We start from the raw sequence: 14854 nt of genomic DNA, 5'->3' as shown, positions 1-14854 counted from the left end.
TCGTAGCTGCGATGGATCCGGGGCTATAGCCATCTCAGTATGTGACTCCCCGACACGAACGAATGCACTTCTTGTAGGGGGGGAATACTTCGTTCAACACGGATTTTTCGCCGCCAGTAATCCAGGGTAGCCCGCTTTACATCGTACTCATTACAAAACTCTGCTTTGGTCATGCTTCCCTTGGCATCATACTTGGAAATAATCTGCTCCCAGAATGTTCTACTTCTTTGCATCTGCTGCCTCCTCGGGCAATCAGTATGCAGGGAAGACCCTGAGGTTAAACAGGTGCGGTAGAATTAACGTTTACGTCTAATTAGCCTAATTTGGCTATTTATAAATTTTGAATTCAGATAGAAAATATGGATCAGAAGCTATTGGATGAGACTATATCTTTCAATAGATACGACAAAGTGTACTAAGCAATTTTAAGGAGGAAAGAATGAAAAGAACACTTTTTGTCTTGATCTTTATGATCTTTATCGGAGCAACTGTATTTGCGGGAGGTGGTTCTGAAAATCCAGGAGATGGTGGTTCAGGCTCGTCATATAAAATTGATGACCATACAGTAACATACGATAAGACTACCTCTTACAAAATTATATCTGGAACAAGATACATAAATGATACAAGTAGCACAGCAACCATAACTAGGTCTGGAAGTCGACGATTTAGCTCTAGCTTGAGTATAAAAGGAGGTTTTTCTACTGGAGGCTATTCAATGGCATCTGGTTTTAGATTTACTGGAGAAAAAACCGCAACTTATTCTAGAACTGTAACAATTAGAGCCGGAGAATCCTTCGCTGCTTATGCTGCAGGGGTCTACGATTATTACCGATTTTATTCTGGTTCAAGATATGCTGGATCAGGAAAATTTTTCACTGATACAATTGAAAGGGATAAAACTTTTTCTGATGGAAGGACCCCACCTAGTACCTTGTAAAAAGCTGTATTGTGGTCAAGTGCATTAGGCGCTTGATCACAGTAAATAAAAATTTTTTTGGAGATAAATATGACGATAAAAGATAAATTTAGTTTAATTTTATCAATAATATTAACAGGTGTCGGATCAATCATCGCGGTAAAAGCATACAGTATAGGCTTTCGACCAGATTGGGGAACAGGTCTCGAGATCGTTTATAGCAGCTATTTCCATAAAACTGTTGTACTTTCTGTAATTGGTATATTATTTGTAAAATTCGGATTGGAATTGTTGGTAAATGTTCTTAAAAGTAATAATTAGATTTCTTTTTTGTGGTAGTGTCGATATACATAACGGGATCCCCCCTTTCCGTCCTGACCAGAACATCACCATTCTCGGGCACACGGAAATGGCCGTGACAGCACCATCCGGTGTAGCCTTTGTGCCAGTGAAGATCCACAGGCTGGAGTGCTGTCAGCACGGGATGAGTCGCGGCAAATGCCAGAGGACCGTCGTCCGACGGCAGGACACCATCCCACCGTGCTCCAGGGAGCCAGTCCGTTGTAACCTCCCCAAAGCTGGCCAGTGTTCCACCGCCGTCGAGATACTCCTTGATTTTGCCCCGGTGGGCGTACAGCGCGTCCTGATCGCTTCCACGGGGGACGATAATCAGATCGAACACGCCGAGATCGTGATGTCGCAGCTCCCATATGTTGAGTGGGACGATGCGTTCACAGTTTTCCGGTCGTTGGATGAAGGTGTACTGGTAGCTTACTCCAGAGTAGATCAGACCGATCGCCATACTCATCGAAATCCCCTCCAGTACTCCGTTCCGGGAGATTCCAGAATTGATTGAAGTTCCCGGTCACTGACAGAGTATCCGTAGAATCGCTGGAAGAACGTCCGAATCTCCTCATTGATGTCGATGTCATCAAACAGTTCGGGGTACATCGTTTTGGCGAGCCACCACAGCATGAGCCCCGACTCCTGGCTTGGCGGATCCCATCGGTACGCTCCCATGGGAATCTTGTAGACCTGCCGCCGACGAACCGCCGCAATGGGACTGAAGTCGTATCCGTCGATGGTGTTCCCGAACAGGTCTTCAGGCTGGGTATCAACGAAGTTGGAGATGAAGATAACCTCAGGGTCCCACGCGTAGAGTTGCTCAATATCAATCTCCGCGATCCACCGAGGCATATCAACGGCGACGTTGATGCCACCGGCCGTCTCGATCCAGTCGTACGCCCGGGCTTGCAGGGGAGGTACGTGAAGAGCCATAGCTCGTCGTCGTTGACCTGTAGGCACCGTTTCCACGCGTCGGGATATTTCATCTTCCGTTTACTCGAGATATGTCAGTAGCTCCTGGAGTCGGGCGGTTTGGCCGGTGACTTCACCGGCAAGCACCAGCCAGTCCCGGACAGAGCGGAAATCCTGTCCTCCACCACCAACGGCGATGACGGGAATCCCCGCAGCTTCGATCTTCTCGATCTCCTCAGGCTGGTTTGCCCACTGAAAGACGATATCCGGCTTCAGAGCGAGGAGCTCTTCGATGTTGACCTGAAAGCCTTCCGAAATGAAACTCGTATCGGCGTCGAGAAGCTCAGGAGCAATGGTACCAAGGATGGATCCCTCTACTGCACTGTACGAGGCGGGGTGCATTCCGGCGATCCGTTGGCCCGAACCGTCTACCGTGGTAAACACCGACGCCAACGGAATAGGAATCGTAACGACCCTATCGAACTCTACCGGGATGTGAACCTCACGGCCAAGACCGTCGGTGACGACGCGAGTCTCCGGTGTAGAGGGCGACTCCGACGCCCCGGAGGCAAAGACAACAGACGCCGCCATGAGAAACAGGGCAAGCGCGAAATACCTTCTGGAAATCATACATGTTCTCCTTGTGGAACAGGTTTGAGAGGAACCACAACGTGGCTTTTTGATCCGTTTAGTTGCATAGCGATGATACGGGCATCCACGGAAAACGCGTGGCGGATAGCGCTGTCGGTGATCACTTCTTCCACCGGTCCAAACTGGTGACCGCCGTCCCGATGCATGAGCAGAGCGTGTGAACCGGCGGCAAAACAGTCGGTGGGAAGATGAGTAGTGAATCCGACAGCAATACCCCGGTCCGACGCCAGCCGAACCATGAGATCCTGAACGAGAAGCTGATTCCGGAAATCCAGATGGGCCGCCGGCTCATCCAGGAGCATGACTGAGGCATTCGTTGCGAGAGCTCGTGCAATGAGAACCAACCTCTGTTCGCCGCCACTCATCTCTCCCAGAGGTCGGTGCGCCAGATGGCCGATCCCGAGAGATTCGATTTCCCGGTACGCTGCTTCTTCATCATCGCGACCGGGCAGAACAAACATACCGGATCCGGCGGTACGCCCCATAAGGACGATTTCCAAAGCAGAGTACCCGAAGGATGTCTCCGACATTTGCGGAACCAGCGCGATACTCCGAGCCCGAAGTGGGGCGGAGAGAGATGATACTGCGATAACCGTCCCATCAGCAGCTTCGAGCTCAACCGATCCCGCTTGCGGCTTGTTCAGACCGGACAGGCAACGCAGAAGTGTCGTCTTTCCGCAGCCATTCGCCCCGAGAATTGCCGTTACGGTTCCCCGGCGAAGTCGTACGGAAACGTCGGAAAAGACCGGTTTGGTCGTCCACGCGAAGGAAAGACCCAGAGCGCTGAGTCCGCTCACCATCTTCCTCCCGTCTTTCGCAACATGATCGCGAAGACCGGCGCCCCAACGACAGCGGTGAGAATGCTCAGAGGAATCTCGGCGCTGATAACGCTGCGAGCGAGGGTATCAATGACCAGCAGGTACATAGCCCCAATCACGGCTGAAACGGGAATAACAAGTCTGTGATCGGGGCCAACGAACATGCGGGCAATGTGGGGGACGACAAGACCTACCCAACCGACGATACCGGCGACGGAGATCGCTGCTGCCGTCACCACCGTGGTTGCCGTTACTACCATCGCCCGACTCATGCCGACATGCACTCCCAGGGACTGAGCGTCGTTGTCTCCAAGGGATAGAACGCTGATACGCCATCGCATGAGTATGAGAACGATGATGCCGGCAGTGATGGGAAAAAGGACGTGAAGAAAGGAACTCACGGTGATTCCCGAAAGAGAACCCATGAGCCAGAAGACGATCGCCGGCAGAGTGTCCTCAGGGTCGGCAACGTACTTCACCAGCGAAATCAACGCTTCCGCCAGAGCGGATACTACGACTCCCGCCAGAACCAGCACGAGGACGCTTCCCTTTCTAGTCCGGCCGCTGATTGCGAGGGCCAACATCATCGCGAGAATCCCGAACATAAACGCCGATCCCTGTACAAGAAGAGCGCTTCGCCCAAAAAGCAGTATACACAGCGCGGCTCCCAGGCCGGCACCGGAGGCCACCCCCAGAATTCCCGGACTGACCAGAGGATTCCGGAACACTCCCTGGAGTGCCGCACCGGATGTTGCCAGAGCGGATCCGACCAGCATCGCAGTCAGCACCCGGGGCAATCGCACCACCAGGACGACCGTACGATCCATTCCTGCGGAACCTGAGACCGCCGGACTGAACGGAGTTGCCACGATACGAAACAGCGACTCCAGCGTTACCGGGTACCGTCCCACCGAGAGCGCTGCCAGCCCGAGAAAAACGAGAAGTATCGGAGACACCATAAGAACTCTTGTCCAGCGCGTCCTGGTGAGCGAGGGAGCTGCGGTCGCCGTAACCGTATGTTAGGCGAGTCTAACTTTTTCTGTCAAGGGCAACTTTTGCCTTCAGGGGCTCCCGTTCGTCGGTGCAGATGTCTTTGACTACAAACAGGTACGCCGGCCGATTCAGAGCTTTGTATTCGGTATGAACTCAAACACCCGAATAAAAAGGGACCTTGACACGAGGAAACACTTTATCGTACCGTAAGTAATACTTAGTATTACCTATCGCTCTACATCGACGTACACTCCGGTAGTCGATGTATGGCGCGGTAAATCTATTTTTTCTAGGAGGAACGTATGTATGGTATCAAGAGGATAGCGTGGTTCGCGTTCGTTGTAGGTTTCATGGTATCGATTGCGGCGTTTGCCGCCGGACAGGGAGAGAGCGAGGAGTCTACCGCTCAGGAAACCGATACGCCCATTACGGTCTTTACCAGTATTCTGCCGCAGCGCTATTTCGTCGAAACGATTGGAGGCGACCGGTTGGACGTTCAGGTGCTGGTAGGTCCGGGAAAGAGTCCGGCGACCTACGAACCGACTCCGCAGGATATCGCCCTTCTCGGGTCGGCGGAACTGTTCTTTTCGATCGGTGTACCCTTTGAGAGGGCATTCCTCCCGACCCTGGAGAGCACCCTTCCCTCGCTGGAGATAGTAGATACCGCCGCAGGAATCGAACGACGTGTGCTGGACGGCCACGAGTCGGCGCAAGATCCTCACGTTTGGCTTTCGCCACGATTGGTCAAGATCCAAGCGCAAAACATCTTTTCCGCTCTGGTAGAATTGGACCCCGCCGGCGAAGAGACGTATTCGGATGGATACGATACGCTGATCCGACAACTTGACGAAGTTGATGGAGAGTTGTCCGACGTCCTCGAGCCCTTTCAGGGCAACAAGTTTTTCGTTTTTCATCCTGCTTTTGGGTATTTCGGTGACGACTACGGTTTGACACAGATAGCGATCGAAACCGGAGGTAAGGAGCCTGCGCCGGCGGTACTTGAAGAAATCATCGCACATGCAACCGAAGAGGGTGTCAAGATCATCTTCGTCCAACCGGAGTTTTCGCAGAATAGCGCCGAGGCGATAGCCGACGCTATCGACGGTACCGTCGTCAGTCTCAGCCCACTCAATCCGGATTATGTCAACAATCTTAGGCACATCGCCGGTGAGATAAGAAGTTCCTTGGAATAAACGATAGGCCGAGCGACGATGAATGACATCCACATAGAGGTACAGCGCGTTTCATTCTCATACGAGCAATCACATGAGGTGCTCAGGGATGTGGAATTCGCCGTGAGACGCAACGAAGTCGTAACGATCGTCGGTCCGAACGGAGGAGGGAAAACAACCCTCCTCCGCCTTCTCCTCGGTCTCCTGAATCCGGACTCGGGGACGATCCTCGTCAACTCGAAAAAACCGTCTGATCAACGGGGCGTGATTGGGTATGTTCCCCAGCATATGCATTTTGACCGCCGGTTCCCTATGACGGTCTTCGACGTCGTTTTGTCGGGGCTCATCAAACCGTTCGGTTTCTATTCCAAACGTGATCGAATAAAAGCAGAACGATCGATCGAAGACGTGGGGCTTTCCAGCGTGAGGAACAATCATATCAGCCGGCTATCGGGGGGACAGATGCAGCGCATGCTGATCGCCCGGGCACTGGTATCGGAAAAGGAGATCTTACTCCTCGATGAACCCACGGCGAGTATCGATCCGGCGGTGGGTATACGACTGAACTCTCTGATAAAGGAGCTTAGTGCGCAACACACGATCCTGTTGGTTACCCACGATACGGGATTCGTCGCAAATATTACCGATCGAGTGTTCTGCGTAAACGGTACTCTAGTAGAACATCCAATCGATGCAAACTTCAGCGAAATAATCGCTGCGTCATACGGGCGAGAAAACCGAATAGTGAGACACGACATGGTTCTTTCGGACGGTCCGGCAAGGAGGCACCGACACACGAGGATGCACCGACGCAACTCTGTACTCCGTGGAGAGGAAAACAAGGGATGATCGATTTCTTTCAGGGGCTAACCAATCCAAACGTTCCGTTCATTCGTTACGCTCTTATCGCGGGATTGCTGTCGAGTATTCCATTTGGAATCATCGGGTCATTTGTCGTCGTAAAGAGGATGTCCTACATCGCCGGGGCTATTAGCCATACCGCGTTGGGCGGTATAGGACTCGCATTGTATCTTAACGTTGTTCTCGAGATCGGATATCTTTCCCCCCTCGGGGGAGCGCTTCTGTTTGCCCTGATCGCAGGACTCATCATCAGCGTGACCCTGCTACACAGCAAAGAACGCCTTGATACGATGATAGGAACGACCTGGGCGGTGGGGATGTCGATCGGTTTGATCTTTATCTACCTCACCCCCACCTATGTTGATCCGATGAGTTATCTTTTTGGCAACATTTTGCTCGTTTCGAGAAGCAACCTGATCACCATCGTTTTCCTCAACGTGATAATTGCAGGAACAAGCGTTCTTCTATCCAATCAGATCATCGCCGTTTCCTTCGACGCAGAGTTTGCAAAGACCCGCGGTGTCAACACGGCGCTATTCGAGATCATTCTCGTTTTTCTCGTTGCATTGACGGTTGTTGTACTCATAAAGATTATCGGAATCGTAATGGTCATCGCCCTATTAACGATCCCTCCGGCGATCGCGGATATCTTCACCAAACGCATGAAGGCAATGATGATCGTTGCCACCATACTCGTCGGGACGATCATGACCGGCGGACTGGTCGCCAGTTACGTCCTGGGAGTCCCAACGGGTTCAACGACCGTTCTCTTTGGGGGCGTCCTTTTTATTATCGCAAAGCTGATACCCATACCTCTCGATGGGAGACGTGGATAGATATCGTCACGGTTCATGACGCGAGGGGTTTAGAGTTTCCACCCCGCCTGAGCTAACGTAAAGAAGTGTTCTTTTGCCGCGTCGTCCATCTCCTCCGTTGTATAGCTCAAACCGGTGACCCCGATCGGCTGAACCGCCAAGGCGATACCGTTGATGCGATCTCGGGGTGCTCCACCGTCGCGATTGCATCTAAAACACTTTCGGTCGTCAATTCCGTATGCATACCAACCGCATTGTACACCGCTACCAATTGACCGTCTGCACGGTGAGGCTACGGCAGTTAAGGTTACGGCCATAAAGGTTCCGGCCTGTATGGCGACGGAGAAGGTGTCCTCAAAGCAACGCAACGGCTATTCGTTCTGTAACGGTGATGCAGCAAGAAGGCGAAAACGAACGCGGTCCCCGAGTCGGAACCCTCGATCAGAGTGTGTAACCGCGCGGAGCACCGCCCATCCCGTATCGATCTCATAGATCATGAAGGAGCCGTTGAAGGAACGGCGCGTGACGACTGCGTACGCCAACTCAGAGTCATTCGCCGTCCCGGGGTTATGTTTCGAGGACACTGGTGTGTGAAGAATTTCTATATCTTCCGGCCGGACGATATAGGTATTGATCGTTTCGGTAGATGGTGGCGGGACGCGGACGACGGGAACGCGGAAACCACCGTGACCGGTGATCCACGAGCGGTTACCCTCGTTAATAACCGTTCCGGAGATGAGGTTGCTGGTGCCGACGAACCCAGCGACAAACTCGTTCTTCGGAGTGCGATACACCTCCTCAGGGGTTCCGAATTGCACAATTCTGCCGGCTTTCATGACTGCGATCCTATCCGAAATCGCCATCGCTTCTCCCTGGTCGTGAGTGACGTGGATCGTCGTTGGACCAAGGGTCCGTTGGATCCTGCGCAGTTCGACCTGCATCTCTTCCCGAAGTTTGCGATCAAGATTGGACAACGGTTCATCAAGGAGCAACACGCTTGGCTCCATGATTAGTGCGCGCGCAAGCGCGACGCGTTGCTGTTCGCCACCACTCAACGTGTGGGGGCGACGCTTCTGGAATCCGCCCAAACGGACGATCTCCAGCATCTTAGAAACACGTTCTCGCACGATTGGACGCGACACGCGGCGCGAACGCAATGGATATCCTACGTTCTGCTCAACCGTCATATGCGGCCATAACGCGTAGCTTTGGAACACAAAACCCACGTTACGGTATTCCGGTGGTACCGATATCGACGTGGAGTGTGAGAAGACGACCCGATCACCAAATTGGACGATCCCCAAATCTGGATTCGTGATCCCGGCGATACACGATAGGAGCGTACTCTTTCCAGAACCGCTCGGACCGAGCACGGTTATGAACTCTCCGTCGCGTACCGTGAGGGATACGTCGTCAACCGCGGTTATTCCACCAAACCGCTTCGTGATACGATCCACGTTAAGCTGAGCCAAACGCCTTTCCTCCCCGCCGAAGTACCGTCCGCGCTATGATGATTCCGGTAAGAATGAGCACCGACAAAGCCGATGTCATTTCCAACCCGTACGATTGAGATTGCATCCCAAACAGGAGAACACCCAACGTCTCTTGACCGGACGCGTAGAGCATAAGCGATATCGGTATCTCGCGAGCGGCTATGACGATTGAGAGAAGGATTCCCGCACGCAGGCCTGGAGATATCGTCGGCAATGTGACCGTGAAAAAACAGCGAAGCGGTTGCGCACCGGCGAGTTGAGCGGCCTGTAGCAGACGCTCGTCGTGTGTGCGTGCGAGTCCCACCGTCTGCTTCAGTACGATCGGCGTGAATAGGACTGCGTAGGCCGCAACGATAGCCCAACCAGTTCCGTATAATCGAATCGGGGGTCTGTTCCATGCAAGGATAGTGGCTACAGCGATCACAACGTTGGGAAACGCCATCGGCCACGTGGCCACCGCCTCTAAGGTGTGCACCGCGGGTGAACGTCGAGACGAGACGATAAGCGACGCAATACCACCGCTGATGAGCGCCGCGATAGCCCCGGCGCCCAGACCGAATACGAAGCTGTTACGAAGTGCTCGCACCGCAATCCCATCGGGTGATAGCAGGTACGCGTAATTGCCGAAAGTAAGAAACTCTCGACGAACGGGAAGTCCCCATCGTTTAAGAAATGAGGAGGCCACCATCGCAATGAGAGGTAGCACCGAGATGATCGCGAGAACGGTAAATGTACCGATCGCTACCGGCACACGGAGACGACGTAGCGGTTGTTGGACGCCGCGATTACGGCCATGGTCTACGGCGGAACGTCGCGCGATCGGCGTCAACCGTGCCTGCAGTACAAACAAAAGCGTAGAAATACCTACCAGAAAGAACGAGACAACGGTCGCAACGGGAAGATCAAGCTCGCTTAACGCCGAGAACACCCGTGTTGTGAGTACGTCTTTGCGAACAGGTAGCATGAGCAGAGCGGGAACACCGAAATTGGCCATACCTCGGGAAAACACGAATATGCCCGTCGCCCCGATACTCCCGGCGATCACCGGCAGGGTAACCGTTCTGAAAACTCGCAACGGTCCGGCCCCGCTCATCACGGCGGCGCTTTCAAGAGCCGGATCGATACGGCTGAGCGCGTTCTTGAGCGAAAGGTACATCACTGGATACAGGTGCAGTCCCAAGACCACAATGACCGCTCCAATCGAGTAGTAGGGGAAGTTCCATTCGTCCGAAGTGGTAACGATCGCGTACACGCGGGCAAGGTACCCGCTTCGGCCAACCAGTTGGACCCAAGCCACCGCAAGGATGTACGGCGGCGTTACAAAAGATACGAATGTGAGTGTGTCTACCGCACCCGAACCGGGAAGATCGGTCTTAACGACCAACCACGCCAGACATCCGCCGAGCAACGTCGCGAAGAGCGTGCTACCCACTGCAACCGCGAGAGTGTTTAGAATCGCTGTGAGTGTTCGTGGTGAACCGAACGTCCGCGAGATCGCCGTGGTATCGGTACCCCGAAGGATCAGATTCGCCGCCGGATACACGACTACGATGGCGAGAAGCAGACCGAGGAGTATCATTGCTCCCCGGCCGTTTCGTTTAATGGAAAAGTGCAGCAAACTCGTCGGCGATCATTTCTTGCCGGTCGGTCAGTGTTTCCCAGTCCAATCGGGAAACGACTACATCTTCCGGGACTATCGACGGTACGGGGACGTCGGAACGGACGCTCACAAAACCGAAATTGGCCATCATATTCTGCGCTTTCCTGGAAACAAGGAAGCGTACGAAAGCCTCGGCGATCTGTTGGTTCTCCGCCGGACGGGCAGGGTTTCGACTGATCGCTATCGGACGCTGAATCGCGATTGCGCCCTCCGACGGCCACGCTATCGCGAGCGGGAGTGGGTAGCCTTCTTTTTGCGCTTTCTTTCGCAAGCGCGTGATAGGGTCGTGGGGGGCGATCCCAGCATCAAATTCGCCCTCCTGAATCTTCATCGGTACGTCACCGTTTCGCCGCGCCAGAAAGAGCCCGTTATCCCGCAGACGTGTCTCCAGCGTCCAATCGTTGCCGGATATCTCGTATAACCCCGCAACCAACGCTAACGCCGTGGCGGACTGTGTTGGATCCGCGTGTACGATTCTTTCCCTGAGCGACGGATCGGCGAGGTCGGCAAACGAGGTTGGAACGTTCTCGACGTGCAGGGCGTCACTATTATAGATAATTACCCCGTAACGTTCGCTGACTAAGGTGTAGTCGTGGTCGACTTGAAACTCCGGACGGAACGAAGCGACCGCTTCCGGCTGAAACGGGGATAGAGCACCCCGCGCCTCCAACGCGTTATACACCAAGGGATCGGACCCCCAAAAAACGTCCGCGCGAATCTCTCCGGACTCTAGCTCGGTCCACACCCGTTGTCGGAGGGGCCGCAACCCATCAGAACTACATCGACTACGTCGCCGTGTTGTGACTCAAACTCCTTTTCAAGCCGTTCAACCATCCCGGCGGGACCGGAAATGTAGGCGGTTATTCGCCCCGGCGTCCCCGAGTAAACTTCTTGCTCAACGGAATCGTCAAGTAACTCCGGCGCCGATTCGACCTGTCCCTCAGCGATGATGATAGGAACTGAAAACCACGGCATAAGCGCGGCTATGGCGAACACAAAAAACATGCGATGCATGATCAACTCCTACGTGTGAGATAGTTAACTTTAACGTATATTGTTAGGACCGTCAAACTTTTAATGATAGGTTGTTATGTTTTCGTGTCAAGCGTTGGTTAGGCGCATTTTGCGGTCGGTGGTGTTAGACTGCTCCTGATCACAAGCAATCCGGAAGCGCAGAGATCAGGACGGTCGATGGCCTGTAACTTTTCTGTGGCGTCCCGTTGCGGCGGGTTGCGACCACGTTGATAGGTTTGGCTGGTCGGTGCCTCCGGAACCTGCTCGCCATGCATCCCCGGCAGGCCACCGACCGCATCCGTACCAACAGAATAGCACGCCCGGCGGGCGATGCTGCCCTGGTCGGTTTCTTCGGAACCTGCTCGGGTATGCAACCTCAATAGTGGAATGGAACGCATAACCGACATCGGTACTCTGCTCTCTTGCTTTCAGGATAACGAGGAGGAGACGATGATTACACGGTTTCATGGTATCGATCGGCACAAGAAGTACTCGACGGTTTCTGTGCTTGATCGCGACGGGCGCGAGACGCGGTTTCTGCGGTCATGTCAGATGGAAGCGTATCTCGATGAATTAGGTCCAGAGGATGCGGTCGTGATGGAGGCGTCGTGCGGAAGCTTCTACTGGGCCGACCGCGTCGAGGCTACCGGCGCTACCTGCTACATCCTCGATCCGATGCGCTTTCGCATCATCACCGATTCTTGGAACAAGACCGATCGCCAGGATGCGCGCAATATGGCCAAGGCGCTGTGGGTCTTTCTGGTCACCGGTGAGTTCGGCATCCCGACGGTGTCCAAGCCAAGCGAAACGATCCGTACGCTGCGTAGGCTGTTCGCCAGCTACAACCTCCTTAATCGCCAGATTCGCATGCTGAAGAACACCATCCAGGCGATGCTCACCGAGGATGGTGTGACCGTGAGTTCGAACGACCGATCGCGATTGTTCAAGGGGAAAGAGTCCGTCGCCGAGATCCTCGCTGATCGACGCCTCTCAGAGGTGATCGTTGACGCGCTGCAGATCCAGGTTGATCTGCTCCGAACTATCACTGAATCGAAAGAGCAGCTCGGCCGGAGAATCGTGGAGGCGAGTGCTCCACTGGATGAGCAGATCCGGCTTCTGATTACCATTCCCGGCATCACGCCGCTGACCGCCTCCGCCTTTCTTGCCGACGTGGGAGATGTTCACCGGTTCCCGAGCCTGCGACGCATGAACGCCTATCTCGGTTTGGTACCGCGGTGTCACGACTCCGGCGGCAAGAGTCGTCCCGGTCATATCACCCGGGAGTCACGCAAACTGAGCCGGACGATTCTCACGCAGTCGATCTACCAGACGATCAAAGGAACACCCGGGTGGGAGCGCTACTACGAGGACCTTAAAGCAAGGCGCGGTAGTGGGCGAGCGCGGATCGCCATGATCCGGCGGTTGTGCGGTATCATGCGCCGGATGCTCCTGCAAGGCGAGCAATTCCACTGGTTGAAGGAAAAGTTGTACCGACGAAAACTCGTCGAGTATCAAAAAACACTGGAGGAACACAAGAAAGAGCGAGATGCTGCTTGACACGAAAACATAGTAGAACTGTCATCCAGCAGTAGGCCTGAAATTTCGGCGTGAAACTGTATTTCGCGACTAATTTTCCAAGCTGTGACCCTTTGACGTGTTCCATCACTGTGCAACGCACGAGAAAATCATAGATTCACCCCACATGTATGTCAAGAGATCCAATAATAGCTATTATTCCGGGCTTAGTACGAAAGTTTCGGGCGCAGCACACCCGTAGATGCGGTATAACACTTCTATTTGTGGGATAAAATGGTTTTCTCGTGAATCAGACTTTGGTTAATAGGGGTGGTGCCCGGGCTCCTGCAGCTTGGGACACCTCCTTTGAATACCATTTTATGATTTTATCCAGCTCATTTTCGTCTTCAATTATGGCAATCACTGCCATCGTGGCATTGCACTTGGGACAAATAAATGGGTCTACCTCGTACACCTATTGCAGCAATCGGGCCCAGCTTTGCTTTCGTAGTCGAGACCACACATCGCCTTGTAATTCATGCTCATCTTCTGTGGGCGAATCAGCTGATGTATCCGTTCCCCGTTGCTCATGCCAGTAATCAGTCGCAAAATGAGCGAGTTTCGGGCGATCCTTCCATTTCGAGCGAACTCGTCCTGCATATACACCATATCGGCGGACTAATTGAACCCTTCTTGGAGGCAGGTGGGCCATCAGCTGATCAATGAACTCAAAGCTGCGAAAGTACTCTTTTTTACCTTTGAAGAATTCCTTCGGGGAAGCAGTCCAGGTGACAGTATCGGTTTTTGAATCGTATGAAATCTTCTCAGCACAAGTTGCACCACGCACTATATACTGACCAAGAGCTTCCCGATCAGCTTCACCCAGAATACGGGTAGAACTATCGATGCTAAATCCGGAATGCTTCCATGAGTTCAGCATGTCCACCCGTTCCTGGTGAATTTTTTCCTGAGCGAGCAGCAACGATAGCACTGCTGCTTGCCAGACTTTCACAAACCCCTTGTCGGCTCCGATGGGCAGGTATACAAATTTGTCGTACTTGGTGAAACCTCCCTCCAGAACAATGACATGCCAATGGGGGTGGAAGCGGGCAAACTCACCGAAGGATTGGAAGGAAACTACACAGCCTGATTGAAGTGTTTTCCCGGCAACGAGACTGAAATACTCGGATAACAGAGAAAAGATGAGCTTGGAAACCAGGCCGAACAGTCGCTTGTTGGTGCGGAAAATGGGACGGAGGATCTTGGGTATTGTGAACACGAACTGCCTGTGGGGCAGTTCCAGTAAGAGTTCCTTTGCCAGATACTCCCCGTACAGCAAGGTGCGCTTCTGGTCGCAGGATGGGCAGAGATGAAAGACTTTGCAGGAAAACGGCCTGAAGTAAGAGTAGCCACAGGATTCACATCGAATCCTCGCAAGCCCTTTGCTCCAATCTGCGCAGCCGAGGAAGGTATCTATACGTGCAAGCTGCGATGGTGAAGGCTCGGCATACCCTTCATATGCGACTCGCCCATTTTTGAAAATGGATTGAACGGCTCCAGTACTCTTGGGAATGTAGACAGCCACATATAAATAACGGCAAGATGTAGCACGGTGCTTGTGATTTGCTTTAAATTGGATAGAAGAGCCACATAACACATATAAGGCCCCCCGCCGTCAAGGCACGT

At 53.3% G+C, this 14854-nt stretch carries 15 protein-coding genes and 1 pseudogene; 5 read left to right on the top strand and 11 right to left on the bottom strand.

From position 1 onward, the window contains the following. Nucleotides 1–23: 23 nt before the first annotated feature. The gene (gene tnpA, locus L21SP2_RS01855) at nt 24–233 is read right to left on the bottom strand and encodes an IS66 family insertion sequence element accessory protein TnpA (protein ID WP_041401020.1); all 210 of its coding nucleotides are present in this window, start codon (nt 231–233) and stop codon (nt 24–26) included. 206 nt (nt 234–439) lie between these two features. Here tnpA and L21SP2_RS18255 point away from each other — a divergent pair, with 206 nt between their 5' ends. After that, entirely contained in the window at nt 440–940 is a 501-nt protein-coding gene (locus tag L21SP2_RS18255) for a hypothetical protein (RefSeq protein ID WP_144082895.1), read from the top strand. A gap of 283 nt (nt 941–1223) precedes the next feature. On the opposite strand, the gene L21SP2_RS01850 is transcribed toward L21SP2_RS18255, so the two are convergent. Genes L21SP2_RS01850 through L21SP2_RS01830 form a run of 5 tightly spaced genes read right to left on the bottom strand, consistent with a single transcriptional unit; the run spans nt 1224 to nt 4604 of the window. Then, nucleotides 1224–1727, bottom strand: coding sequence for a hypothetical protein (locus L21SP2_RS01850; RefSeq protein ID WP_024266748.1), 504 nt, complete (start codon nt 1725–1727; stop codon nt 1224–1226). Next, on the bottom strand, nt 1724–2197 hold the full coding sequence (locus L21SP2_RS01845) for a TroA family protein (RefSeq protein ID WP_041401018.1): 474 nt from the start codon (nt 2195–2197) through the stop codon (nt 1724–1726). Before L21SP2_RS01845 ends, L21SP2_RS01850 begins: the two co-directional genes overlap by 4 nt. A gap of 60 nt (nt 2198–2257) precedes the next feature. Further along, on the bottom strand, nt 2258–2806 hold the full coding sequence (locus L21SP2_RS01840; protein ID WP_041401017.1) for an ABC transporter substrate-binding protein: 549 nt from the start codon (nt 2804–2806) through the stop codon (nt 2258–2260). After that, nucleotides 2803–3627 (bottom strand): ABC transporter ATP-binding protein, encoded by an 825-nt coding sequence (locus L21SP2_RS01835; protein WP_024266747.1) that lies wholly within the window; start codon nt 3625–3627, stop codon nt 2803–2805. Before L21SP2_RS01835 ends, L21SP2_RS01840 begins: the two co-directional genes overlap by 4 nt. Further along, nucleotides 3621–4604 carry a FecCD family ABC transporter permease gene (locus tag L21SP2_RS01830; protein WP_024266746.1) on the bottom strand — a complete coding sequence of 328 codons (984 nt, stop codon included), beginning with the start codon at nt 4602–4604 and terminating at the stop codon, nt 3621–3623. Before L21SP2_RS01830 ends, L21SP2_RS01835 begins: the two co-directional genes overlap by 7 nt. Before the next feature lie 336 nt (nt 4605–4940). Between L21SP2_RS01830 and L21SP2_RS01825 the strand changes: the two genes are divergently transcribed. From L21SP2_RS01825 to L21SP2_RS01815, 3 genes are read left to right on the top strand one after another with little or no spacing between them, the layout of a single operon-like run. Then, nucleotides 4941–5831 carry a metal ABC transporter solute-binding protein, Zn/Mn family gene (locus L21SP2_RS01825; RefSeq protein WP_041401016.1) on the top strand — a complete coding sequence of 297 codons (891 nt, stop codon included), beginning with the start codon at nt 4941–4943 and terminating at the stop codon, nt 5829–5831. Between the two features lie 18 nt (nt 5832–5849). Beyond that, the gene (locus tag L21SP2_RS01820) at nt 5850–6659 is read left to right on the top strand and encodes a metal ABC transporter ATP-binding protein (RefSeq protein ID WP_024266743.1); all 810 of its coding nucleotides are present in this window, start codon (nt 5850–5852) and stop codon (nt 6657–6659) included. Further along, nucleotides 6656–7507, top strand: a complete 852-nt coding sequence (locus L21SP2_RS01815) for a metal ABC transporter permease (RefSeq protein ID WP_024266742.1) — start codon at nt 6656–6658, stop codon at nt 7505–7507. Before L21SP2_RS01820 ends, L21SP2_RS01815 begins: the two co-directional genes overlap by 4 nt. A 350-nt stretch (nt 7508–7857) precedes the next feature. Here the strand turns inward: L21SP2_RS01815 and L21SP2_RS01805 are convergent, their stop codons facing one another. From L21SP2_RS01805 to L21SP2_RS01790, 4 genes are read right to left on the bottom strand one after another with little or no spacing between them, the layout of a single operon-like run. Beyond that, the gene (locus L21SP2_RS01805; protein WP_024266741.1) at nt 7858–8958 is read right to left on the bottom strand and encodes an ABC transporter ATP-binding protein; all 1101 of its coding nucleotides are present in this window, start codon (nt 8956–8958) and stop codon (nt 7858–7860) included. Beyond that, nucleotides 8945–10558 carry an ABC transporter permease gene (locus tag L21SP2_RS01800; protein ID WP_024266740.1) on the bottom strand — a complete coding sequence of 538 codons (1614 nt, stop codon included), beginning with the start codon at nt 10556–10558 and terminating at the stop codon, nt 8945–8947. The genes L21SP2_RS01805 and L21SP2_RS01800 overlap by 14 nt, the downstream gene beginning before the upstream one ends. 19 nt (nt 10559–10577) lie before the next feature. After that, the gene (locus tag L21SP2_RS01795) at nt 10578–11384 is read right to left on the bottom strand and encodes an ABC transporter substrate-binding protein (RefSeq protein WP_041401012.1); all 807 of its coding nucleotides are present in this window, start codon (nt 11382–11384) and stop codon (nt 10578–10580) included. After that, the gene (locus L21SP2_RS01790; RefSeq protein ID WP_041401010.1) at nt 11369–11653 is read right to left on the bottom strand and encodes a hypothetical protein; all 285 of its coding nucleotides are present in this window, start codon (nt 11651–11653) and stop codon (nt 11369–11371) included. Before L21SP2_RS01790 ends, L21SP2_RS01795 begins: the two co-directional genes overlap by 16 nt. Nucleotides 11654–12103: 450 nt before the next feature. On the opposite strand from L21SP2_RS01790, the gene L21SP2_RS01785 reads away from it, so the two are divergent. Beyond that, complete coding sequence (locus tag L21SP2_RS01785) at nt 12104–13210, top strand: IS110 family RNA-guided transposase (RefSeq protein ID WP_024266738.1); 1107 nt, start codon at nt 12104–12106, stop codon at nt 13208–13210. A gap of 268 nt (nt 13211–13478) precedes the next feature. Here L21SP2_RS01785 and L21SP2_RS01780 read toward each other — a convergent pair. Continuing rightward, nucleotides 13479–14753 (bottom strand): annotated as a pseudogene (locus tag L21SP2_RS01780) (IS91 family transposase). Nucleotides 14754–14854: the final 101 nt, after the last annotated feature.

Origin of the sequence: Salinispira pacifica (assembly GCF_000507245.1) — a bacterium.
In the GTDB taxonomy this organism is placed as follows: domain Bacteria; phylum Spirochaetota; class Spirochaetia; order DSM-27196; family Salinispiraceae; genus Salinispira; species Salinispira pacifica.
The sequence above is the reverse complement of the archived record's forward strand: the minus strand, read 5'-3'. Positions and strand labels throughout refer to the sequence as shown.